Source organism: Litoreibacter meonggei (genome assembly GCF_003663885.1).
GTDB classification, from domain to species: Bacteria; Pseudomonadota; Alphaproteobacteria; order Rhodobacterales; family Rhodobacteraceae; genus Litoreibacter; species Litoreibacter meonggei.
In genome coordinates this window covers 496,147-519,663 of sequence record NZ_RCCE01000001.1, presented here as the reverse complement: position 1 = coordinate 519,663, position 23,517 = coordinate 496,147, and the positions used below count along the sequence as shown (strand labels likewise).

23 protein-coding genes are annotated in these 23,517 nt (G+C 59.3%); 19 read left to right on the top strand and 4 right to left on the bottom strand.

The window, feature by feature from the left end; genetic code table 11:
- The 14 genes from BCF46_RS02510 (at position 1) to BCF46_RS02445 (ending at position 12,824) form a co-directional block, all read left to right on the top strand.
- Positions 1-390, top strand: a complete 390-nt coding sequence (locus tag BCF46_RS02510) for a hypothetical protein (protein WP_121021389.1) — start codon at positions 1-3, stop codon at positions 388-390.
- 6 nt (positions 391-396) lie between these two features.
- Positions 397-1,434 carry an NADH-quinone oxidoreductase subunit NuoH gene (gene nuoH / locus BCF46_RS02505; protein WP_121021387.1) on the top strand — a complete coding sequence of 346 codons (1,038 nt, stop codon included), beginning with the start codon at positions 397-399 and terminating at the stop codon, positions 1,432-1,434.
- 4 nt (positions 1,435-1,438) lie between these two features.
- Entirely contained in the window at positions 1,439-1,930 is a 492-nt protein-coding gene (nuoI, locus tag BCF46_RS02500) for an NADH-quinone oxidoreductase subunit NuoI (protein ID WP_121021385.1), read from the top strand.
- Entirely contained in the window at positions 1,927-2,457 is a 531-nt protein-coding gene (locus BCF46_RS02495) for a hypothetical protein (protein ID WP_121021383.1), read from the top strand. The genes nuoI and BCF46_RS02495 overlap by 4 nt, the downstream gene beginning before the upstream one ends.
- The gene (locus BCF46_RS02490; protein WP_121021381.1) at positions 2,450-2,851 is read left to right on the top strand and encodes a carboxymuconolactone decarboxylase family protein; all 402 of its coding nucleotides are present in this window, start codon (positions 2,450-2,452) and stop codon (positions 2,849-2,851) included. The genes BCF46_RS02495 and BCF46_RS02490 overlap by 8 nt, the downstream gene beginning before the upstream one ends.
- Positions 2,851-3,465: an NADH-quinone oxidoreductase subunit J gene (locus BCF46_RS02485; RefSeq protein WP_121021379.1), complete on the top strand. Its 615-nt coding sequence runs from the start codon at positions 2,851-2,853 to the stop codon at positions 3,463-3,465. Before BCF46_RS02490 ends, BCF46_RS02485 begins: the two co-directional genes overlap by 1 nt.
- Positions 3,466-3,494: 29 nt before the next feature.
- Positions 3,495-3,950 carry a hypothetical protein gene (locus BCF46_RS02480; protein WP_170157840.1) on the top strand — a complete coding sequence of 152 codons (456 nt, stop codon included), beginning with the start codon at positions 3,495-3,497 and terminating at the stop codon, positions 3,948-3,950.
- Positions 3,947-4,252, top strand: a complete 306-nt coding sequence (nuoK, locus tag BCF46_RS02475) for an NADH-quinone oxidoreductase subunit NuoK (protein WP_073139920.1) — start codon at positions 3,947-3,949, stop codon at positions 4,250-4,252. The genes BCF46_RS02480 and nuoK overlap by 4 nt, the downstream gene beginning before the upstream one ends.
- A 6-nt stretch (positions 4,253-4,258) precedes the next feature.
- Positions 4,259-6,367, top strand: a complete 2,109-nt coding sequence (gene nuoL / locus BCF46_RS02470; RefSeq protein ID WP_121021375.1) for an NADH-quinone oxidoreductase subunit L — start codon at positions 4,259-4,261, stop codon at positions 6,365-6,367.
- Positions 6,367-7,908, top strand: a complete 1,542-nt coding sequence (locus BCF46_RS02465; protein ID WP_121021373.1) for an NADH-quinone oxidoreductase subunit M — start codon at positions 6,367-6,369, stop codon at positions 7,906-7,908. The genes nuoL and BCF46_RS02465 overlap by 1 nt, the downstream gene beginning before the upstream one ends.
- Positions 7,909-7,919: 11 nt before the next feature.
- Complete coding sequence (gene nuoN, locus BCF46_RS02460) at positions 7,920-9,359, top strand: NADH-quinone oxidoreductase subunit NuoN (protein ID WP_121021371.1); 1,440 nt, start codon at positions 7,920-7,922, stop codon at positions 9,357-9,359.
- On the top strand, positions 9,349-10,095 hold the full coding sequence (locus BCF46_RS02455; protein WP_121022249.1) for a biotin--[acetyl-CoA-carboxylase] ligase: 747 nt from the start codon (positions 9,349-9,351) through the stop codon (positions 10,093-10,095). The genes nuoN and BCF46_RS02455 overlap by 11 nt, the downstream gene beginning before the upstream one ends.
- Positions 10,096-10,384: 289 nt before the next feature.
- The gene (locus tag BCF46_RS02450; protein WP_121021369.1) at positions 10,385-11,158 is read left to right on the top strand and encodes a type III pantothenate kinase; all 774 of its coding nucleotides are present in this window, start codon (positions 10,385-10,387) and stop codon (positions 11,156-11,158) included.
- Between the two features lies 1 nt (position 11,159).
- Positions 11,160-12,824 (top strand): ribonuclease J, encoded by a 1,665-nt coding sequence (locus tag BCF46_RS02445; protein ID WP_121021367.1) that lies wholly within the window; start codon positions 11,160-11,162, stop codon positions 12,822-12,824.
- 78 nt (positions 12,825-12,902) lie between these two features.
- On the opposite strand, the gene BCF46_RS02440 is transcribed toward BCF46_RS02445, so the two are convergent.
- Both BCF46_RS02440 and BCF46_RS02435 read right to left on the bottom strand, forming a co-directional pair.
- Positions 12,903-14,459, bottom strand: a complete 1,557-nt coding sequence (locus BCF46_RS02440; RefSeq protein ID WP_121021365.1) for a DEAD/DEAH box helicase — start codon at positions 14,457-14,459, stop codon at positions 12,903-12,905.
- 225 nt (positions 14,460-14,684) lie between these two features.
- Positions 14,685-16,019 (bottom strand): acyltransferase family protein, encoded by a 1,335-nt coding sequence (locus BCF46_RS02435; protein ID WP_147435925.1) that lies wholly within the window; start codon positions 16,017-16,019, stop codon positions 14,685-14,687.
- 166 nt (positions 16,020-16,185) lie between these two features.
- On the opposite strand from BCF46_RS02435, the gene BCF46_RS02430 reads away from it, so the two are divergent.
- A complete protein-coding gene (locus BCF46_RS02430) occupies positions 16,186-16,614 on the top strand; it encodes an OsmC family protein (protein WP_121022247.1) in 429 nt (142 codons plus the stop codon).
- Positions 16,615-16,644: 30 nt separating this feature from the next.
- On the opposite strand, the gene BCF46_RS02425 is transcribed toward BCF46_RS02430, so the two are convergent.
- Complete coding sequence (locus tag BCF46_RS02425) at positions 16,645-18,252, bottom strand: peptide chain release factor 3 (protein WP_121021361.1); 1,608 nt, start codon at positions 18,250-18,252, stop codon at positions 16,645-16,647.
- A gap of 118 nt (positions 18,253-18,370) precedes the next feature.
- Between BCF46_RS02425 and BCF46_RS02420 the strand changes: the two genes are divergently transcribed.
- Positions 18,371-18,739, top strand: a complete 369-nt coding sequence (locus tag BCF46_RS02420) for a nuclear transport factor 2 family protein (RefSeq protein ID WP_121021359.1) — start codon at positions 18,371-18,373, stop codon at positions 18,737-18,739.
- Between the two features lies 1 nt (position 18,740).
- Here BCF46_RS02420 and BCF46_RS02415 read toward each other — a convergent pair whose 3' ends face one another.
- Positions 18,741-19,757 (bottom strand): Hint domain-containing protein, encoded by a 1,017-nt coding sequence (locus BCF46_RS02415; RefSeq protein WP_121021357.1) that lies wholly within the window; start codon positions 19,755-19,757, stop codon positions 18,741-18,743.
- A gap of 370 nt (positions 19,758-20,127) precedes the next feature.
- Here BCF46_RS02415 and BCF46_RS02410 point away from each other — a divergent pair, with 370 nt between their 5' ends.
- From BCF46_RS02410 to BCF46_RS02400, 3 genes are all read left to right on the top strand, one after another.
- The gene (locus tag BCF46_RS02410; RefSeq protein ID WP_121021355.1) at positions 20,128-20,907 is read left to right on the top strand and encodes an SDR family oxidoreductase; all 780 of its coding nucleotides are present in this window, start codon (positions 20,128-20,130) and stop codon (positions 20,905-20,907) included.
- 99 nt (positions 20,908-21,006) lie between these two features.
- Complete coding sequence (locus BCF46_RS02405; protein WP_121021353.1) at positions 21,007-22,377, top strand: SLC5/6 family protein; 1,371 nt, start codon at positions 21,007-21,009, stop codon at positions 22,375-22,377.
- A 68-nt stretch (positions 22,378-22,445) separates the two neighbouring features.
- A complete protein-coding gene (locus BCF46_RS02400) occupies positions 22,446-23,516 on the top strand; it encodes an ABC transporter ATP-binding protein (protein WP_121021351.1) in 1,071 nt (356 codons plus the stop codon).
- Position 23,517: the final 1 nt, after the last annotated feature.

Here is a 23,517-nt window from a genome sequence, read left to right as displayed (position 1 = left end):
ATGCGCACGCGCATATCCTTTCTGGGGGCAGCCATGCTAGCGGCCTGCACCCCGACCGAGGACCCGACGCAGGAGTATTTTGCGCCGGATTACCTTGGCATCGAGACCAGACGGCTTGACGATGACCTCGTCAGCTTTCTGGTGCGGATGAGGGGCGCGCGGACCAAAGCCGATGTGGCGGATTACGGAAAATGCGCCGCGGCGCAGTACGCACTGATCCGCGGCTTCGGATTTGCGCGACATGTGCGCACAAACGTACAGGAAGAGGGTGGCCTTTGGGCCGGAGATGCGGTTTACACCATCTCGGCTGCACTACCCGACGGATTGCAAACAATCGACGCCGAAGTGGCCGTCGCAGAATGTGCCGAAACCGGCATACCAACAGTTTGAGGGACCATGGCTGAATTTCTTTCATCTGGACTGGGGATCACCCTGATCATCGTTGCCCAATGCCTGGCAATGATCGCCTTCGTGATGATCTCGCTGCTGTTTTTGGTTTATGGCGACCGGAAAATCTGGGCCGCCGTGCAAATGCGGCGTGGCCCGAACGTGGTCGGGGTCTTCGGGCTGCTGCAATCTGTGGCCGACGCGCTGAAATATGTGGTCAAAGAGATCGTCATTCCCGCAGGGGCCGACAAGTTCGTGTTCATGCTGGCCCCGATGCTGGCTTTCGTGCTGGCGATCATCTCGTGGGCGGTAATCCCGTTCAACGACACATGGGTTCTGGCCGATCTGAACGTCGCCATCCTGTATATCTTCGCCATCGGCTCGCTTGAGGTCTACGGCGTGATCATGGGGGGCTGGGCGTCCAACTCCAAATACCCGTTCCTTGGCTGCTTGCGCTCTGCGGCGCAGATGATTTCCTATGAGGTGTCCATCGGCCTTATTATCATCGGTGTGGTGCTGTCGACCGGTTCGCTGAACTTCGGTGACATTGTCCGCGCGCAAGACGGCGATTACGGCTTCTTCAGCTGGTACTGGCTGCCGCATTTCCCGATGGTATTCTTGTTCTTTATCAGCGCCTTGGCTGAAACCAACCGCCCGCCTTTCGACCTTCCCGAAGCGGAATCGGAACTGGTTGCAGGCTATCAGGTCGAATACTCCTCGACCCCGTTCCTGCTGTTCATGGCCGGTGAGTATATCGCCATCTTCCTGATGTGCGCGCTGATCTCGCTGCTGTTCTTCGGCGGCTGGCTGTCCCCGATCCCGTTCCTGCCGGATGGCCCGTTGTGGATGGTCGGCAAAATGGCGTTCTTCTTCTTTATGTTCGCCATGGTGAAGGCCATCGTGCCGCGCTACCGCTACGACCAGTTGATGCGCATCGGTTGGAAAGTGTTCCTGCCGCTGTCGCTGGGCTGGGTCGTTCTGGTGGCATTTTTTGCGCAATACGGTGCTTTCGGCGGGGCCTATGCCCGCTGGGCAGTAGGAGGTTAACCCAATGGCAACTTCATTCGCACGCAAGGCCAAGTACTTCCTGCTGATGGACATGTTCAAAGGCATGCAGCTGGGCCTGAAGTATTTCTTCGCGCCAAAGGCGACCTTGAACTACCCGCACGAGAAGGGGCCTTTGTCCCCACGTTTTCGTGGGGAGCATGCCTTGCGCCGCTACCCCAACGGGGAAGAGCGTTGCATCGCGTGTAAACTGTGCGAGGCCGTATGCCCCGCGCAAGCCATCACGATCGACGCGGAGCCGCGCGATGACGGCTCCCGCCGCACCACCCGCTACGACATCGACATGACGAAATGCATCTATTGCGGGTTTTGCCAAGAAGCCTGTCCTGTAGATGCCATTGTTGAGGGCCCGAATTTCGAGTTCGCCACCGAGACCCGCGAAGAGCTTTTCTACGACAAGGACAAGCTGCTGGCGAACGGTGACCGTTGGGAGGCCGCGATTGCCCACAACCTAGAAATGGATGCACCGTACAGATGAGCGTCCATGCCACATATCCTTTTGATCCGGGCATTCTGGACGACTTGGTCGACATGATCGAAGACATGGGCGCCGAGTTTGCCATCGGCACGCTTGATGCTGTCCTGTCGGAGAGCAACGGCGTGATCGTCTCCGAAGGCGTCACACGGGACATGTATGAAGGACAGGTGATCACCGCTGTTGTCGCTGCGGATGCGATCGCCGTCAGCCATGGCGAGATGCAGTCCGTTCTTGACGAAAAGCTGATGCGCGCCGTCACGCCGTTTGCCGAAGATCTGCGCGACACCGATGGCGTGGTTGATCTGGCGGCGAAAGCGCTCGCCGTGATCATGGACGATTCCAGCCCGTTTTATGGCACCATGACAGGCGAGCTTGCGACGCGCTCCGAGTTTCTGGAGATCACGTCCAAGGTTCAAAGCTCGGTCGCCGCTGCCAAGGATCGCAATCCTGGCGAACGGATCGAAATAACCGGTGATGGCACGTTCGAAATCACCATGTACCCCGAAGATGGAGAAGCCAATGTCTGACCCCAACAACCCCTTCGAGGCCATGATGAAGATGGGCCAGGATATGGCCAAGAACATGAACCCTGCGCTGGAGGCGTTCACGCCGAAGGGCTTTGAAAACATGATGCCCACCATGTCTGCCGAGATCATGGAGCAGTTCATGGGCAAGGGGATGAACCCTGAAGGTCTCGACGCCAAGACGCGACTGTTGCTGACCCTCACAGGGCTGACCATTCAGGGCGCACAGGCTGAAAGCCAGATCAGGATCACCGTGCGCCACCTTGTTGAGGCGGGTGCGACGAAACAAGAGATTGCCGAAACCATCGCCCAAGCAGCGATGTTTGGCGGCGTTCCGGCCATGTCGAAAGCGATGGAGCTGGCGACAGAGGTGCTGGACGGAGAAGGAAAAGACTGATGGGTTTCGCTGATTTCGCATTCTACCTGTTTGCCATCACGGTCGTGACCGCCGGCCTGTTCGTCGTGGTGTCGCGCAACCCCGTGCACTCGGTGTTGTGGCTGATCCTCGCGTTCCTGTCCTCGGCCGGCTTGTTCGTGCTGCTGGGCGCGGAATTCGTCGCAATGCTGATGATCATCGTCTATGTCGGCGCGGTCGCCGTGTTGTTCCTGTTCGTGGTGATGATGCTGGACGTGAACTTCGCGGAGTTACGTGGCGAGTTGGCAAAATTCGTACCACTCGCAGGGCTGATCGGCGTTATTTTGTTGATGGAACTGGCGCTGGTCTTCGGCACATGGACAGGCGCGGAAAATGCAACTGCGTTGCGTGACGCCGTGGCCCCCGCACTGGAAGAGACCCACAATACGGCGGCCTTGGGCCAGCTGATCTACACCAAATACATCTACCTGTTCCAAGCGGCGGGCCTGATCCTGCTGGTCGCCATGATCGGCGCCATCGTGCTGACTTTGCGCCACCGTCCGGACATCAAACGCCAGAACGTCCTAAGCCAAATCTACCGCGATCCAGCGGAGCAGATGGAGCTGAAAGACGTGAAACCGGGGCAGGGGTTGTAGGCCGGATGCACGCAGCGCGTCATATCACTTTGTCCAGCGCTCTTGTCGCGCTGTGTGCAGGGCAGGCCTTTGGCCTGACGCCCCCACCGCCGCCTTGCGCGTATAGCGGGGACATGGCGGAAGGTCGCGAAATAGCATCAACGGGCAATTGGTCCAATCAGTTCGTTTCCTATACGACCTACGACAAAGCGGATCGCACGTATTTCTATCTTGAGCATTGTCCCAGCGGCAGAGTTTTGCGGAGCAAGTCGCAACCACATTCTTTGACGTCGACCGGCCCAAGGGACGCCAGCGAAATCTCAGCCACCGTGTATGATGCATTGGCCTCCGAGACCCCTTACACAATGGGCGACTTGCAGGCGCTGCTACGCGATCAGGGCGTTCCCACGAAACGCTTTACCTCCAAGCGCGAAAGCTGCGCGTGCCAGACTTACTTTCCCGACACTGTCGGGTCCAAGACACCCTACAAGAAAGATGCAAAATGATCGGACTTGAACACTACCTCACAGTTGCGGCGGCCCTTTTCGTCATCGGCATTTTCGGCATCTTTGTGAACCGCAAGAACGTCATCATCATTCTGATGTCGATCGAGCTGATGTTGCTCGCGGTGAATATCAACTTCGTGGCCTTCTCCAGCTACCTCGGCGACCTCGCAGGGCAGGTGTTTACCTTGTTCGTGCTGACGGTCGCGGCGGCTGAGGCGGCGATCGGGCTGGCCATTCTGGTCTGCTTCTTCCGTACCCGCGGCTCCATCGCCGTGGAAGACGTCAACGTGATGAAGGGCTAAGTCACTATGGAAACCATCATCCTCTTTGGTCCCCTGATCGGCGCCTTGATCTGCGGCTTCGGCTGGAAGTTCATCGGCGAGCAAGCGGGCTGCATCATTGCAACGGGGCTTTTGTTCCTGTCGGCTTTGCTCAGCTGGATCGTCTTCCTGACCTTTGACGGGACGACAGAAACCATTGAAATCATGCGCTGGATCCAATCCGGCACATTGGACACGTCTTGGGCCATCCGCATGGACCGTTTGACGGCGATCATGCTGATCGTGGTGACCACGGTGTCCAGCCTCGTGCACCTGTATTCCTTCGGCTACATGGCCCATGACGAGAACTTCGGCGAAGGCGTCAGCTACAAGCCGCGCTTCTTTGCCTACTTGTCGTTCTTTACCTTTACGATGCTGATGCTGGTGACCTCGGACAATTTGGTCCAGATGTTCTTTGGCTGGGAAGGTGTAGGCGTCGCATCCTATCTGTTGATCGGCTTCTACTACAAAAAACCGTCGGCCAATGCCGCCGCGATCAAGGCGTTTGTGGTCAACCGTGTGGGTGACTTCGGCTTCGCGCTTGGTATCTTCGGTCTGTTTTTCCTGACCGACAGCATCAACCTGTCCGACATTTTCGAGGCCGCCCCGACTCTGGCCGAGACACAGTTGCACTTCTTGTGGACCGATTGGAACGCCGCCAACCTGCTGGCCTTCCTGCTGTTCATCGGGGCCATGGGCAAATCGGCACAACTGTTCCTGCACACGTGGTTGCCCGACGCGATGGAAGGCCCGACACCTGTGTCGGCCCTGATCCACGCGGCGACCATGGTTACCGCTGGTGTGTTCCTCGTCTGCCGCATGTCGCCGCTGATCGAGTTCGCACCAGAGGCCAAGACCTTCATCGTGATCATCGGTGCCTCGACCGCGTTCTTCGCCGCGACCGTGGGCCTTGTGCAAAACGACATCAAACGCGTGATTGCCTATTCGACTTGCTCGCAACTGGGCTATATGTTTGTGGCCGCAGGCGTCGGCGTCTACTCGGTCGCGATGTTCCACCTGCTGACCCACGCGTTCTTCAAGGCGATGTTGTTCCTTGGCGCAGGCTCCGTCATCCACGCGATGCACCACGAGCAGGACATGCGCAACTACGGCAACCTGCGTAAGAAAATTCCGTATACGTTTGCGGCGATGATGATCGGCACGCTGGCCATTACCGGTGTCGGCATTCCGTTAACGCACATTGGTTTCGCGGGCTTCCTGTCCAAGGACGCGATCATCGAGAGCGCTTGGGGCGGTGGCTCCGGCTATGCCTTCTGGCTGCTGGTCATCGCGGCTGTGTTCACCTCGTTCTATTCGTGGCGTCTGATGTTCATGACCTTCTACGGCACCGAGCGCGGCGACAAGCACACCCATGAGCATGCCCATGAAAGCCCGAAAACCATGCTGATCCCGCTGGGTGTTCTGGCTGTTGGTGCGATCTTCTCAGGCATGGTTTTCTTCAAGCCGTTCTTCGGCGATCACCACGACGTCGAGAAGTTCTTTGGCATTACCCAAGGCGAGCAACATGCGCTTGTGGACCCTGACGTGCTGAGCATGGCGGCGGTCGCCGCTGGCACCGAAGAAGCGGCGGAAGGCCACGTTGAGGGTGGCGAAGGCGAAGCCGCGCTGCCGGGGCAGGGTGCGATCTACATGGCCCCTGACAACCACACGATGGACAACGCCCACCATGCGCCCGCTTGGGTCAAGGTGGCTCCGTTCATTGCGATGCTGATCGGCTTCTTCACGTCCTGGTTGTTCTACATCAAAAGCCCGAGCCTGCCGGGACGTCTGGCAGCGAACCAGCCACATCTGTACCAGTTCCTGCTGAACAAGTGGTATTTTGACGAGCTGTATGACGTGATCTTCATCCGCCCTGCCAAATGGCTTGGCAACTTCCTGTGGACCCGTGGCGACGGCAAGATCATCGACGGCTCTATCAACGGGGTCGCCATGGGCGCTGTGCCGTTCCTGACACGTCTGGCAGGTCGCGCGCAGTCCGGCTTCATGTTCCACTACGCCTTCGCCATGGTCATCGGCGTGGTGCTGATTATCACATGGTTCGCCATCGGCGGCCCGAGCATCGGGGGGGCCGAATAATGGACAACCTGCTTTCCGTTATCACCTTCATGCCGCTTGTCGCGGCGCTGATCCTCGCGCTGTTCCTGCGTGGCGACGATGAAGCGTCACAGCGCAACGCCAAATGGCTGGCCTTGATCGCCACCAGCGTGACGTTCCTGCTGTCGATCTTCGTCTATACCGGCTTCGACGCCTCCAACACCGGCTTCCAGTTCGTGGAAGAGCGCGACTGGCTGATGGGCCTGCAATACAAGATGGGCGTGGACGGGATTTCCGTCACCTTCGTGTTGTTGACCACGTTCCTGATGCCGATTGTGATCGCCAGCTGCTGGGATGTGAAATCGCGGGTGAAGGACTATATGATCGCCTTCCTGTTGTTGGAAACGCTGATGCTTGGCGTGTTCTGCGCGCTGGATCTGATCTTGTTCTACCTGTTCTTCGAGGCGGGCCTGATCCCGATGTTCCTGATTATCGGCATCTGGGGCGGGGTGAACCGCATCTATGCGTCGTTCAAGTTCTTCCTCTATACGCTGCTCGGCTCGGTGCTGATGCTGGTCGCCATGATCGCCATGTATATGGACGCAGGCACCACCGACATTCCGACATTGTTGACCCACACCTTCGCGTCCGAGACGTTCAGCGTTGCGGGCGTGACCGTCGTGGGCGGCTTGCAGACCCTGATGTTCCTTGCGTTCTTTGCCAGTTTCGCGGTGAAGATGCCGATGTGGCCTGTGCATACATGGCTGCCTGACGCGCACGTTCAGGCACCGACCGCAGGCTCGGTCGTGCTGGCGGCGATCCTTTTGAAAATGGGCGGTTACGGCTTCCTGCGCTTCTCGCTGCCGATGTTCCCTGTCGGGGCAGAGGTGCTGGGCATCTATGTGCTGTGGCTGTCGGCGATTGCGATTATCTACACCTCGCTGGTGGCACTGGCGCAGTCGGATATGAAAAAGCTGATCGCTTACTCGTCTGTTGCCCACATGGGCTACGTGACCATGGGTATCTTTGCGGCCAACCAGCAAGGCGTGGACGGGGCGATCTTCCAGATGATTTCCCACGGGTTTATCTCGGGCGCGCTGTTCCTGTGTGTCGGCGTGATCTACGACCGCATGCACACTCGCGAGATCGACGCCTATGGCGGGCTTGTGAACCGCATGCCGGCCTATGCGCTGATCTTCATGTTCTTCACCATGGCCAATGTCGGCTTGCCGGGTACGTCCGGCTTTGTCGGGGAATTCCTGACGCTGATGGGCGTGTTCCAAGTGAACACATGGGTTGCCATGTTCGCGACGACGGGTGTGATCTTGTCGGCGGCTTACGGGCTGTGGCTTTACCGCCGCGTGGTCATGGGCGACCTGATCAAGGAAAGCCTGAAATCGATCACCGACATGACCACCCGAGAGCGTGCGATCTTTGCGCCATTGGTCTTTATGACCATCCTGCTGGGCGTCTACCCCGCGCTGGTGCTGGACCTGATCGGGCCAAGCGTGGAAGCGCTGGTCTCCAATTATGATACCGCGTTGCTTGATAGCGGCGTGACCACGGCTGTGGCCGGACACTAAGGACGGATAAGATGATCCAAGCTGACCTGAATAACGTTCTGCCCGAAGTTCTACTGGCGGTCTTCGCCATGCTGGCGCTGATGGGCGGGGTCTACACGACCAAGGACAAATCCGCACCGGTGATCCTGTGGGCCACCAGCCTTGTGTTTGTGCTGCTTGCCGCATGGATCGGGGTCAACGGGGAGGGCACGAACGCGGCCTTCGGCGGGGCCTTCGTCGATGACGGGTTCTCGCGCTTTGCCAAGGTGACGATCCTGCTATCCGCCGCGGCAATTCTGCTGCTGAGCCAGGACTTCATGACCCGCCAAGGGTTGCTGCGGTTCGAGTATCCGATCCTTGTGGCCTTGTCGGTTGTCGGCATGATGATGATGGTCTCGGCAGGCGATCTGATGGCGCTGTATATGGGGCTGGAGCTGCAATCGCTGGCCTTGTATGTCGTGGCCTCCCTGCGCCGCGACTCGGTGAAATCCACCGAAGCTGGCCTGAAATACTTTGTGTTGGGGGCCTTGTCGTCGGGCATGCTGCTCTATGGCTCCTCGCTGGTTTATGGCTATGCGGGCACCACGTTGTTCACAGGTATCTTCTCGACCGTGAATGCGGGCGATATCTCACTTGGCCTGCTGTTTGGTCTGGTCTTCGTTGTGTCCGGTTTGGCCTTCAAGGTCTCCGCAGCACCGTTTCATATGTGGACGCCGGACGTCTACGAAGGCTCCCCCACGCCGATCACCGCGTTCTTTGCGACCGCACCGAAAGTGGCGGCCATGGGCCTGTTTGCCCGCGTCGTGCATGACGCGTTTGGCGGGGCCGTGGCGGACTGGAGCCAGATCGTGGCGTTCCTGTCGGTGGTGTCCATGTTCCTTGGCGCAATCGCGGCCATAGGCCAGCGCGACATCAAACGCCTGATGGCCTATTCGTCGATTGCCCATATGGGCTTCGCACTGATGGGCTTGGCCGCTGGCACTGCCGAAGGTGTGCAGGCGATGCTGATCTATATGGCGATCTATGTGACGATGAATATCGGCACCTTTGCCTTCATTCTCTCGATGGAGAAGGACGGCCAACCGGTAACCGATATCGACGCGTTGCAGAACTATTCCAAGAAGGAGCCGCTGCGGGCGCTGGCGATGCTGGTGTTGATGTTCTCGCTGGCCGGTATTCCACCGCTGGTGGGCTTCTTCGGCAAGTTTTATGTGCTGAAAGCCGCCGTGGACGCCAACATGGCGTGGCTGGCCGTGGCCGGTGTGATCGCGTCGGTGATCGGTGCGTTCTACTACCTGCGCATCATCTACTACATGTATTTCGGCGAAGAGCGCGACGCATTGAACGGCTCCATGCCGATGGTCAACTGGCTGCTGCTGGTCGGCTCGGCCGCTGTGATGGTGCTGGGTGTGATCAACCTGTTCGGCATCGAGGGGCTGGCGATGGCCGCCGCAGGTGCGCTTGTCAACTGATCTGTGGCCCGAAGGTGTCGACCGCATCATCCTTGATGAGGTCGGCAGCACTATGGCCGAAGCGGCGCGGCTTGCGCCGGAACTGAAACATCCGACATGGATTATGGCCCGTCGCCAGACCGCCGCCCGCGGGCGGCAGGGGCGCGCTTGGCAAAACCCCGAAGGCAATCTGGCCGTAACATTGTTGATGCGTCCGTTGGGTGGCCCTGCGGACGCGGCGTTGCGCTCGTTCATGGCGGCGAATGCGTTGTTCGAGACGCTGGCGCTGCATGTGGATCGCACCAAGCTGGCGGTGAAATGGCCCAATGACGTGCTGCTGTCTGGCGGCAAGGTCGCGGGCATTCTTTTGGAAAGCATGGGGTCCGCGCAGGGCGTGGACTGGCTGGCGGTTGGCATCGGCGTCAATCTGGCGGCGGTGCCGGATGGCGTGCAGGACGCAGCCTTCCCACCGACCGCACTGGCAGAGCACGGCGAGGCGGTCAGCCCCGAGGAATTCCTGGAAGAACTGGCGGCGAACTTCGCCACCGAGGAGGCGATTTTTGCGGAACTGGGCTTTGCCAGAATTCGCGAGGATTGGCTGAAACGCGCCGCGCGGCTGGGCGAGGTGATCACTGCACGCACGTCGCGCGAGGAAATCACCGGCACGTTCGAGAGCATCGACGAAGCAGGCAACCTGATCCTGCGCACGCCGAAAGGCGCGCAGGTGATTGCTGCGGCGGATGTCTATTTCTCGTGAGGATAGTGGGTTGAAAACCCACCTTGCGGGGAAAGGGAAAGGCGGCGCCGCCCGAGCTTATATCGGACGCTGCACATGGGTCAGCCTTGTCTCACCGGTGATTGCGGCTTGCGTGCAATCTGGTCCTTTGGGTGGCCACGTCGGGTTTAAACTCCGTCGGCGGCCAGTGCTAACGGGGCAGGGTATAGCGCGGAACAGGTTAACGGCGCGCAAAAGCAGCGCGCGGTGCGCTTTGACCCTGACGGTTGCGCACTGTAGAGACGGGGCAAGAGGCGAAAGGGCTTGAGAGATGCTACTGGCGATTGACTGCGGCAACACCAACACCGTGTTCTCCATCTGGGATGGGGAGCGGTTTATCGCGACGTGGCGGACCTCGACCGAGTGGCAGCGCACGGCGGACCAGTATTATGTCTGGCTGTCCACCTTGATGCATTTCCAGAAGATCGAGGCGGACATCACCGAGGTGATCGTGTCGTCCACCGTGCCGCGTGTGGTGTTCAACCTGCGGGTCTTCGCGGACCGCTATTTCAACACCCGCCCCATCGTGGTCGGCAAGGATGGCTGCGTGCTGCCAGTGGATGTCCGCGTGGATGAAGGCACCGCCGTCGGACCCGACCGCCTTGTAAATACGGTCGCGGGCTACAATCTGTATGGGGGCGACCTGATCGTCGTCGACTTCGGCACCGCGACCACCTTCGATGTGGTGGACACAGACGGCGCCTATATCGGGGGTGTTATCGCGCCCGGTGTGAACCTGTCGCTTGAGGCACTGCACCAAGCGGCGGCGGCGTTGCCGCATGTCGACATCACCAAACCGCAGAACGTCATCGGCACGAATACGGTTGCGTGTATGCAGTCGGGTGTGTTCTGGGGCTATATCGGGCTGATCAAGGAGATCTGTGCCCGCATCAAGGCCGAGCATGGCCGCGATATGAAAGTAATTTCTACCGGGGGGCTGGCGCCGTTGTTCCAACAGGCCGAGGCCCTATTTGACGAATTTAACGATGACCTGACCATGCACGGCTTGGTGGTCATCAACGAGCATAACAGAAAGAATATCTAAAATGGCAGGCGAACGATTGGTCTACCTTCCCCTAGGCGGGGCGGGCGAAGTCGGCATGAACATGTATCTCTACGGCTACGGGAAACCGGGCAAAGAGCGGTTCATACTGGTCGACGCGGGGGTGACCTTCCCCGATATGGACGGCACCCCGGGTGTCGATCTGATTTTTCCGGACATCGAGTGGATTGCGGACCGCGCAAAGCAGCTGGATGCGATCTTTATCACCCACGCGCATGAAGACCATGTCGGCGCGATCGGGCATCTGTATAGCCGCTTGAAAGCGCCGATCTATGCGCGCAAATTCACCGCCCATATTGCGGCGCTGAAAATGGCAGAGCATGGCTATGACGGATCCGAGATCAACGTGGTCGACAAGATGCCTGAGCAGGTTCAAGTGGGTAAGTTCAAGGTCGGCTTCATGCCGATCTCGCACTCGATCCCCGAAAGCTCCGGCCTTGTGATCGACACGCCGGACGGGCGTGTGGTGCATTCGGGCGACTTCAAGATCGATGTGACCCCCGGTGTGGGCGAGCCGTTTGACCATGACGCCTGGGCAGCTTTGGCGCCCGTGAAAGCGCTGATCTGCGACTCGACCAACGTGTTCTCGCGTCACGAAGGCCGCTCCGAGGCGACCGTTGGCCCGAACATTGTGCCGATCGTGCGCGAGGCGACAGGCATGGTCGTGGCGACCACGTTTGCGTCCAACATTGCGCGGGTGAAAACCTTGGCGGAGGCTGGCCGCGAAGCGGGACGGTCTGTCGTGCTGATGGGCCGCTCCATGCAGCGCATGGTGAAGGCGGGCGTGGAGACTGGCGTGGTCAAAAACTTCCCGCCCTACATCCTGCCCGAAGAGGCGCGCGACGTGCCGCGCGAAAACCTGATGATCCTTGCCACCGGATCACAGGGCGAGCGGCGTGCGGCGACTGCGCAACTGTCACGGGGCAAGTTCCTTGGCATATCCTTGCGCGAAGGCGATACGGTGCTGTTCTCGTCCAAAACCATTCCGGGCAACGAGACGTCCGTGGGCCAGATCGTCAACAATTTCAGCGAGTTGGGCGTCGATGTGATCGACGACAAGATGGCGGATATTCACGTCTCCGGCCACGCCAACCGTCCTGATCTGGAAGAAATGCACCGGCTGTTGAAGCCGCAAATCCTGATCCCGAACCATGGCGAGCACCGCATGTTGCGCGAGCACGCCAAGGTGGGCGAGGCCAATGGCATCGCGTCCGTCGTCGCCCCGAACGGCACGATGGTGTCGTTGTCTGGCAACCGGCCCGAAGTGGTCGAGTTTGTCGAGACGGGTCGCCTGTATCTGGATGGCTCCGTGCAGATCGGCGCGTTGGACGGGGTCGTGCGCGACCGTATCCGCATGGCGCTGAACGGGCAGGCGGTGATTGGCATTCTGATCGACGAAGATGACGAGCCGCTGACGGATGCGTGGTGCGAACTGCGCGGATTGCCGGAAAAGGGTCGCTCCAACGCGCCTTTGCAGGATGTTCTGGAAGAAGAGGTGGGACAGTTCCTGGGCCGCGCCGATGCCAAGACGGTTGCCAATGACGACAAGCTGGAAGAGCAGATCAAACGGATCGTGCGTCAGGCGTCACAAAAGGAAATCGGCAAGAAGCCCGAAGTGGTGGTGCTGATTTCGCGGCTGACTGCGTAACTGTTTAGGCCGTTGAGACAAAAAAGCCCCCGAAGCAGTGCGTGCTTCGGGGGCTTTTCTTTTGCTATTCAAGCGCGCCTAGTCGGTGCGGCGGTCGGCGAAACTTTTCTCGATAAAGGTTGGCAGGTGATCGCCAAGGCCCACAACTTTCGGTCCACGATCCTCATTGCGGCCACGCCCCTTGCCACCGCGAGAGCGGGATTGGTTTTCGCGGGGCTGGTCATGTGATGCGGCTTCAGAGGCTTTCGGCTCCGGTTTCGCGCGTGGTTCCGGTTTTGCCTTGGGCTCGGACTTCGCCTTCGGCTCTGCCTTGGGTTCCTGCTTGGGTGCGGATTTGGACTCCGCCACCGTTTCCGGCGCGTCAGCCTTTGCCTCGTCTTTGGGTTTCGAGCTGCTACGCGAACGAGAACGGGAGCGCGACTTGGGACGCTCTTCCTTGTTCTCCGCCGCCGCGTCAGCCTCGGACGCCTTGGAAACAGGCGCTTGCTGCTCGCCAACCTCCCCACGCGGGATGGTGGATTTGATCAAGCTTTCAATGGCAGCTAACAGCTTGTCGTCTTTTGGGGTCGAGATCATCATTGCAGCGCCTAAGCGGCCTGCGCGACCTGTGCGGCCAATCCGGTGCACGTAGTCTTCGGCATGGCTCGGGACGTCGAAGTTGAACACGTGGCTCACGTTCGGGACATCCAAGCCGCGTGCGGCGACGTCGGAGGCTACAAGGAAGCGTATTTCGCCATTGCGGAAGCCTTCGAGTGTGCGCGTGCGATGGGATTGGTCCAGATCGCCGTGGATCGGCTCGGCGTCGTGGCCGTATTTTTTCAACGACTTAGCGACGACATCCACGTCAACCTTACGGTTGCAGAAGATGATGCCATTGGTGACTTTTTCACCCTCTTGGTCGATTAACTTGCGCAGGAAGTCGCGTTTTTGCTTGGCTTGAGCGTCGCGGCGGGTGCCGGGCAGCTCAAACAGCTGCTGCGTGATTGTGTCAGAAGTCGTCGCCTGACGGGCCACTTCGATCCGCTCGGGATTCGACAGGAAGGTGTTGGTGATCCGCTCGATCTCGGGCGCCATAGTGGCAGAAAAAAACAGGGTCTGGCGGGTGAAGGGCGTCATCTGGAAGATGCGCTCGATATCAGGGATGAACCCCATGTCGAGCATCCGGTCGGCTTCGTCGACGACCATGACTTTCACGTCCGACAGGATCAGCTTGCCACGCTCGAAATGGTCCAGAAGGCGGCCTGGTGTCGCGATCAGAACGTCCACGCCACGGTCAATCTTGGCGTCTTGTTCCTTGAACGACACGCCGCCGATCAACAGCGCTTTGGTTAGCTTGGTGTATTTTGCGTAGGTGTCGAAGTTTTCGGCCACTTGTGCCGCAAGCTCGCGGGTCGGGGCCAGCACAAGGCTGCGCGGCATCCGGGCGCGGGCGCGGCCACGGTTCAACAAGGTAATCATCGGCATGGTGAAGGCGGCGGTTTTACCAGTACCCGTTTGGGCAATGCCAAGTACGTCGCGGCCTTCCAGTGCGGGTGGAATAGCACCAGCTTGAATGGGGGTGGGGGTGGTGTAGCCAGCGTCGTCAATTGCTTTGAGGACTTTGGCGTGTAGCTTCAGGTCTGAGAATTTTGTCATGTATATCCAAGTTGCGCAGCCCCGTGATGAGGCAAGATGCGGCAGAATTTGGGGACGCAGGTTTCAACGCGTCCCTGCGTCGACCTGCGGACGTTTTCCACAGGTACGCAGCATTTAGCCCGAGTGGACCGGAACGTCAATAAATACAGGGTAGACGGCCAATGAATGCGATAAAAAGCACCCAATTAGCGCAATCAACGGTTATTTAACACAAAACAGGGAGTGTCATGCCCGAGAGAATCGGCGGGTTGCGACCAAAACGCCAATCACAACGAGGCCCACTGCCAGCCAATTGACCCCGATGGCGTTCTCCTTGCCCAACCCGACCATCGCCATGACGACCAAGCCCGAGCAGGTCATCAAAGCGCCCAGCACCGCTTGCCATGGACCGGGGCGCATCTCAGCCGTTGTCTTACTGCCGGCTTCAAAGCGCACGAAGATCAGCACAAACGGGATCAGGACGAGGGTGAACAGCACGACCCAGATCGGGCGCATGGCCCACCAAAAGCCGGTTCCGGGAGGCTCGTGCAATCCGGCCCCGCCAAACACATAGGCGGCGATGCCGGTAACGATGAGCAGGGCGGTCATGTGCCAGAGGTAGATCGACATGATCATCTGGTTGAACACGATCACCCACGCCCAAATCTGCTCGTTACGGAGCCATTTTTGCGCCAGATCCGTGAGCAATAGAATGACGCCAATTTGCACGCTCCCCACAGCCAGCATGGCAGTTGTCGGCGGGCGGGTGTTGGACATCTCGGCCCCCGGAACGCTGACCATGGCGACGGGGAAGTCGAATTGGACGATCAGGATATACAGCCAGAGGACACCCAAGGCGATGAAGCCAAGTGCCCATGACTTTGGCCGCTCGGCGCTGCCCCACCAGTAACCAAGCTGGTGCACGGCGAGCCAGACGAAGGCGTAGTTTGACCAGCGCAACCAGCCCTGATCCGCGCCGAATGCGATGGCGTCCACGGCGATTGCAGCGAGGGCCAACAGACCAACGGAAAGGACGCCGAGCCTGTCCCACAGCGCAACCGTCACGGGAACTGCCATGGTCATGATGATATAGACGGCAAGGAACCACACCGGCACGAGGGCGGCTTGCGACGCGTCCGAGATGAGGTCGACAGACACGCCCATGGCATGGGCAACTAGGCCCGCAAGGGCCCAGACCAGAACAACCGGAACTGTTGGTTTTAGCAAGCGCGACAGGCGGGAGGCGGCCCAAGCGCTCTTTTTCACAGGGTCCTTGCGGGCCGACGTCCAAGACAACCCGTTGGAGAAGCCGCCGACAAAGAAGAAGACCGGCATGACTTGGAACAGCCAAGTGGCGTAATGGGTCCAGCGTTGTTCGGCGAGCAGGATGACGAAGCTCAATTCGCCGTCACGGATGACGCCCGCAACCAACAACCAATGGCCCAAGATTACGAACATGATCGCAATGGCGCGGTAGAGGTCAACTGCACGATTGCGCGATTCTGGTGTGCGTTCTGCTGCCCAACGGGCTGCGGCCAAGAGGCCCTTGGGCATCTTCTCTTGTGTGTGGGGTGTGGTCACTGTCGCTGCTCTATCTATTTGTTGTTATTATGTTTTGACCGTTTTCCGGCCTTGATACAGCAAACATAGCAGATGTGCTTGCGCAAATCGACACTGATGCGCGGCGGAACCGTGTGGCCTTGGCAGACGTTGGCTTATGAACCTGACCCAAGTTAAGGAGATCACCATGTCAGTTAATACAGGATCGGCCGAATGGTCCGGCACCCTCAAAGAGGGCAAAGGCCACGTGTCCACGAAAAGCGGCGCGCTGAACGATCAGCCCTACGGCTTCAACACCCGCTTCGAGGACGCGCCCGGAACCAACCCCGAAGAGCTGATTGGTGCGGCGCACGCGTCGTGTTTCTCCATGGCGCTGTCGATGGTGCTGGGCGAGCACGACCTGACCGCAGACAGCATCGAGACGTCTGCCGATATCACATTGGAGCAGCAGGCAGGTGGGTTTGCAGTCACCAAATCGCATCTGACAGTGAAGGCGGATATCCCTGACGCTTCGGAGGAAACATTCATGGAAGCGGCCAATGGCGCGAAGGAGAACTGCCCGATTTCCAAGCTGCTGGACTGCGACATCACCATGGACGCCAAACTGGTCAGCTGACCGGTTGGCCTTGCTCAGCGCGCCAAGGGCTTAGACCATCATCTCCTTGGTCGCGCTGAGCGTCACGTCGGGATAGTCCCGTGCCACGCGGTCGATGTCCCATTGCAGCCGCGTCAGGAAAACGACGTCGCCGTCATTGTCGTGACTGATATGCTGCTTGTTGGCCTCGATGAACGTGTCCACGGCGGCTTTGTCGCCGGTGACCCACCGCGCGGAGGTGAATTGCGATGCCTCGAAACGCACGGGCAGGCCGTATTCCAGCTCGATCCGTGAGGCGAGAACCTCGAATTGCAGCGCGCCGACGACGCCGACGATGAAGCCGGAGCCAAAGGCAGGTTTGAACACTTTAGCGGCCCCTTCCTCGGCGAATTGCATCAAGGCCTTTTCCAGATGCTTGGCCTTCATCGGGTCACCTGCGCGGCAGGTTTGCAGCAGCTCCGGCGCGAAGGAGGGGATGCCCGTCGCACGGATCGCTTCGCCCTCGGTCAGTGTGTCGCCGATGCGCAGCTGGCCGTGGTTGGGGATGCCCATGATGTCACCGGCCCACGCCTCTTCGGCCAACTCACGGTCTGATGCGAGGAACAGCACGGGGTTGGTGATCGCCATCTGCTTTTTGGAACGCACATGGGTCAGCTTCATGCCCCGTAAGAAATGCCCCGACGCGAGGCGCACGAAGGCCACGCGGTCGCGGTGCTTGGGGTCCATGTTGGCCTGCACCTTGAAGACAAAGCCGCAAACCTTTGGCTCTTCAGGGGAAATCGCACGCGGGCTGGCTTTTTGCGGCTGCGGCTGCGGGCCGTAATCCGCGATGCCTTGCATCAGCTCCTGCACCCCGAACGAGTTGATCGCAGAGCCGAACCAGATCGGCGTCAAGGTGCCGTCAAGGAAGTCCTGGTGATTGAACTCGGGCATCAATTCCTTTGCCATTTCAATCTCTTCAAGGAACTGGCTCAACTGCGCGGCGGGCACATGTTCGGCCAGTTTTGGATCATCCAAGCCGTTAATTTCGATACTCTCAGCGACCTTGTTACGGTCGGCGCGGTCCATCAATTCAAGGCGGTCGTTGATCAGATCATAACAGCCCATGAAGTCACGACCCACGCCGATGGGCCAAGAGGCGGGTGTGACGTCGATTGCCAGATTTTCTTGAATTTCGTCAATAATCTCGAATGTATCGCGGCTTTCGCGGTCCATTTTGTTGCAAAAAGTCAAGATAGGAAGGTCGCGTAAGCGGCAGACTTCAAACAGTTTTTGCGTTTGGCTCTCGACACCCTTGGCCCCGTCGATGACCATCACGGCAGCATCCACCGCCGTGAGCGTGCGGTAGGTGTCTTCCGAGAAGTCGGAGTGACCGGGGGTGTCGACAAGGTTGAAGCGGTGCCCGTCGAAGTCGAAAGACATGGCGGAGGCGGAGACCGAAATCCCGCGGTCCTTCTCCATTTGCATGAAGTCGGAGCGGGTGCGCCGCGCCTCGCCTTTGGCGCGCACTTGGCCAGCCATCTGGATCGCGCCACCGTAAAGAAGGAACTTCTCGGTCAGCGTCGTCTTGCCCGCATCGGGGTGCGAGATGATGGCGAAGGTCCGGCGCCGGGCAATCTCGGGCGGAAGTTCTGGCTGGTTATGTGCGCGGTCTAACATGGGACGGGATATAGAGGCGTCGGCGGGGTTCCGCAATCGGTCACAACACGCGTCTTGATCGGGAAGGAGGAGTTGGTCATAGTGAGAACATAGATAGAACACATGTGGGAGAGTGAATATGAAAATGATGGATGTCGCGCACGAACTGGTCGCGGGATGCCGGGAAAACCGTGAGTTGGCAAATCTGGATAAGCTCTATGCCAAGGATGCCGTGTCGGTCGAAGCGATGGACATGGGCAACGGGCGCGAAATTACCGGAGTCGAAGGCATCAAGGGCAAACATGCGTGGTTCGACAGCATGTACGAGATTCTGGACGGCGAAGTCTCCGACCCCTTCCCGCATGGGGATGACCGGTTTGCGGTGATCTTCGAGATGAACGCCAAAAGCAAGGAAACAGGCGAGATGGAGGTGATGAAAGAGGTCGCTATCTATCACGTCGCGGACGGGAAGATCGTACGCGAAGAATTCTTCTACGCTGGCGGCTAGGTTAAAGCCGTCCCGTTTGCCTCAACAAGTTTGCCGCGTCTTTGCTTTCTAGCGGGACGCGGCTGAATTTTGGCTCGGAAGACGGCAAGTCCGGGAAAAGTTGCAGCACTTGGGTTGCGATGTCTTCTGGCAAGTTTTTGAGTATTTGCTTCGACATATGCAGGCTTTCGGTCGGGACGCCCTCGGCATAGAGAATCTGGTGCTGGTCGAAGACCAGTTGCGTGTATTCCACGAAGCCACCCTTGCGGATGAAGATCGTGTCGTCATTGACCAGATCAATCGCCGAAATCAGCACGTCACGAGAACCTACCATAACCTCGGCCCGCCAGTCGGAAACCAGCATGCGGTGTTGCTGGCTGACGGTGATGTCCTCGGCGTTGCCCATGGCACCTTGGGAAATCACCACCGGCGCGAAGTCGCCTGCACCTTGCACAGTACGGTTGCCGACCCACCGGATGTCTTGCATGCCGTTGTCCCGGGTCAAAACGCGATCGCCGGTTTTCAGTTGCTCGACAGGGCATTGAGAGCCGTCAGACATTGTAATGCGGGTACCACGCCCGAAGCTCATGCCGGTTAGATCGGCTAATGGAATCTCACGGGGGAAGTCTTCTGCGGCGATCAGGGTGTATTCCACACCGGATTCAATCGGTCCCAGAGGGTAAAGGTAGTCGCGCGATACAGGAGAGTCACAGCTGATGATTAATGCATCCACGGATGCACCAATCTGGGTCATGAAGGTCAGACGGGCGGAAATACGGGTATGTGTGCCGGGTGCCTCGATCTGGCTACCAGCGGACACCGAAAAGACAGGGTGCGCGCTTACGCCGACACATTCAGCAAGATCCATCGAATATATCTGGGCGCGGCGTTTCAGGCTGTAACCGTCGCCGAAACAAACATCATTCACGCCTGCAACTGGATCGCCGTGGTTCACACCGCTTATCACGCGAAACTCCGCAGCCGGGTAAACCAGAAACGCATGGTTGGCGACGAAATCGGTCGGCAGATGGTGTTGCATGTGACAGCTCACTCATAAACATACAGTGGTAAAACGCTTCTTCAGATCAAAATACCGAGCGTCCCCACGCCGACATTTTCTGACGAACCCCACCGCCATAGTAAGGAAATACTTACCCTGTATGACTGACGAATAGCAACGATTTCAGGGGAATTTGGTTAAATCTGTAGCAAATCCAGAAGAAGCCCGAAAGAATGGGGAAACAATTCACAGTTATCATCAGCTTTGGTCATATTGCTCGGGAACTCGGGTGGCGCTCCACCATGTTTCCGCGAATCAAGTACATCGGACTGTGGCTCTTCTCCCTGCCGCGCTTAGTTGGTAGGCATAGGCGAGAGTAAATAATTGCAACAAATTGAACAGGGTTGAGATGGATCTAGGTATCAAAGGGAAGCGCGCCTTGGTGTGCGCGTCGAGCAAGGGGTTGGGCCTTGGCTGCGCCGAGGCGTTGGCGGAAGCAGGCGTTGATCTGGTGATGAACGCGCGCACCGACGGCCCGCTGCAAGAGGCCGCACAAACTATTCGCGACCGGTTTGGCGTCGAGGTGGTGGCCGTTGCCGCTGACATCACCACCGAAGACGGCCGCGCCAAGGTGCTGAAGGCCGCAGGGGAGGTGGACATCTTGGTGAACAATGCAGGCGGGCCGCCTCCGGGCATGTGGACCGACTGGGAGCGTGACGATTTCATCGCGGCGCTGGATGCCAATATGCTGACGCCAATTGCGTTGATCAAAGCGCTGGTGCCCGCGATGATGGAGCGTGGCTGGGGCCGCGTGGTCAACATCACTTCGCAATCGGTGAAGGCACCAATTGCGGTGCTGGGACTGTCGAATTCCGCGCGCGCGGGGCTGACGGGCTATGTTGCTGGAACCTCGCGGCAGGTTGCGCCTTCGGGTGTGACGATGAACAATCTGTTGCCGGGGATTCACGCAACGGACCGCGCGGTGTCGCTGGACACGGGCGTCAGCACGCAGCAAGGGATCACCATGGACGAGGCCCGCGCGGCGCGTGAGGCCACAATACCTGCCCGCCGCTATGGCACCCGCGAGGAATTCGGCGCGACCTGCGCGTTTCTGTGCTCAAAACATGCGGGGTTCATCGTCGGGCAGAATATCCTGCTGGACGGGGGCGGGGTAAACTCAACCCTCTGATCCATCACGTTTTTGTTGGAACGGCTCTAAAGCCTCGCCCATCGGGCGGGGCTTTGTTATGCGCGTCTATCCGCAAATTTTCCATTACGGGACCGTTTCATGCTCAGCCTTTACGTTATCGCTGCCTTCGGGGCGGTTATTGTGGTCTCGTTCCTGATGGCCCCGCGCCGCGCCTCGGTCGAAGGGTTCTTTGCAGGGCAGGTTGCGGGACGAGCGCCGGGGCTTTGGACGATGGTATTGAGCCAAGTGACCACATGGATTTTCGCCCGCTCGCTGATGAACTCGGCGATCCTCGGTTACTACTACGGCGCGGCTGGGACGCTGGCCTACGCGGCCTACTACCTGTCCTTCCTGACGGGCGGCTATATTATCGGCCAGTTGCGCACCCGCGATGCGACCTCGGTGCAGGACTGGCTAAGGGCGCTGTTCGGGGGTGTCGGCACGGGCACCTACAACGCCGTCATCGCTTTGCGGCTGCTGTCTGAGGTGTTCGCGAACCTGCTGGTGGTCGGGCTGATTTTCGACGCCGTCCTGCCGGAAGTCGCGCAGGCGGGGACTTATGCTATTGTGGTGGTCGCATTGCTGGGCTTGGCCTATTCCGCATGGGGCGGGCTTAGTGCTGCACTGCGCACCGATGTGGTGCAGATGGTGCTGTTTCTGGCGGTGTTCGGCGTGGCGTTCGTGTACCTGATCGCGTCACCGGAGTTTTCACTGACCGCGATTGTCACATCCGAGGGCGCGTCGGGGTCTCGCCAAGGCTGGGTGCTGCTGATTGTGGCGCTGTTGCAGGTGTTTTCATACCCGGCGCATGACCCCGTGATGATGGATCGCGGCTTCATTGCGGACCGCAAAACCACGCGCAACTCCTTCCTGCACGCGTTCTGGCTGTCGGCGCTGTGCATTCTGGCCTTTGGCGTGTTCGGCATTCATGCGGCCAATCTGGGTGCGGTTTATGAGGGGCAGTTGCTGACCACATGGGCGGGTATGTTCCCGTCTTGGGTGTTTGTGGCGCTTTTGGTGTCCTTGCTGGTCTCGGCCTTGTCGACACTCGATTCCGCGCTGTCCTCCGCCGCGCGGTTGTGTGTGGAGGAACTGCGCCTCGCGCCGCGCTCGTTGGCGGGCGGGCGAGCCGTTATGGTGGTGTTCATGGTCTTGGGCGGCGCGCTGACCCTGTGGGGCAACGCCACGCTGTTCGACGCGGTGGCGGTGTCCGGCACCGCGTCGATGTTCCTGACGCCGGTTATGGTTGCGATCTTCGTGTTCGGATGGTCGGTGCCGTTGTGGTCCTACCTCGTGTCCTTCACCGCGGCTATCGCAGGTGCGGCGACATATTTCCTGCGCGGGACGGAGGTCATGGCGATGGTGCTGCCGGATGCGCCCAAATACGAGCAGTTGCTGGCGATTTGCATTGTCGTGCTGGTGGTCGGCTTTGCCGCAGTGCTGATCGGCGCGCGCAGGGTTGCCGACTAGGGGCGGGGCTGTTACCAAAACCCCCGAGTTTTCCGATTGTTTTGATCGGGTAAGAGGCGGCAAGTGACGTGACCCCAAGGCTTCAGTTGAAGAATATCTGCAAGGAATTTGCAGGCAAGCGGGTCGTGTCAGACCTGTCGCTAAGCGTGGCACCGGGGCAGGTGACCTGCCTTTTGGGGCCATCGGGCTGCGGTAAATCCACGACCTTGCGGATCATCGCTGGGGTCGAACGCCAGACCAGCGGCGAGTTGTGGGTCGACGGTAATCTGATCTGCGGCGACGGGGTTCGTGTGCCGCCGGAAGGCCGCTCCATCGGGTTGATGTTTCAGGATTTCGCGCTGTTCCCGCATCTGAGCGTCGCGCAGAACGTGGCCTTCGGGCTGACGGGGGGCAAATCCGAGACGCATAGCCGCGTGATGGAACTGCTGGACCGCGTTGGGTTGGACGGCTTCGAGGCGAAATACCCGCATGAATTATCCGGCGGTGAACAGCAGCGCGTGGCCTTGGCGCGGGCACTGGCTCCTCGTCCGAAAATTATGCTGATGGACGAGCCGTTTTCGGGCCTCGATGATCGCTTGCGCGATGGTATTCGTGACCAAACCTTGTCGGTGCTGAAGGAAGAAGGCACCGCCGTTTTGCTGGTCACCCATGAGCCGCATGAGGCGATGCGCATGGCTGACGAGATCGCGCTGATGCGTGGCGGGCGGATCGTGCAGCAAGGCAATCCCTACAACATCTACAACGCACCGGTGGACAAGGAGGCCGCAGCTTTCTTTAGCGATATCAATGTGATACGCAGCCAGTCCAATGGTGCGTTGACGGATACGCCGTTCGGACAATTCCTGACACCGGGGCATCCGGATGGTGGCGCGGTTGAAATCGTGATCCGCCCACAGCATTTGAAAATCGACTTTGACCGCCACGGGCAGGGACCGAACCCGACGCCGGAAGACGGCACGCCCGCGCGCGCCATCGTGGAGCGTGCCCGCTTCATGGGCCGCGAGAGCTTGGTGGAATTTCGCATGGACTCGGACGGATCGCATCTGAAGGCCACCGTGCCGGCGGTGTTTTTGCCGAAAGAGGGCACGACCTTGTGGCTCACTATGCGCCGCGAGCGCTGCTTTGTTTTCCCGGCCTGAC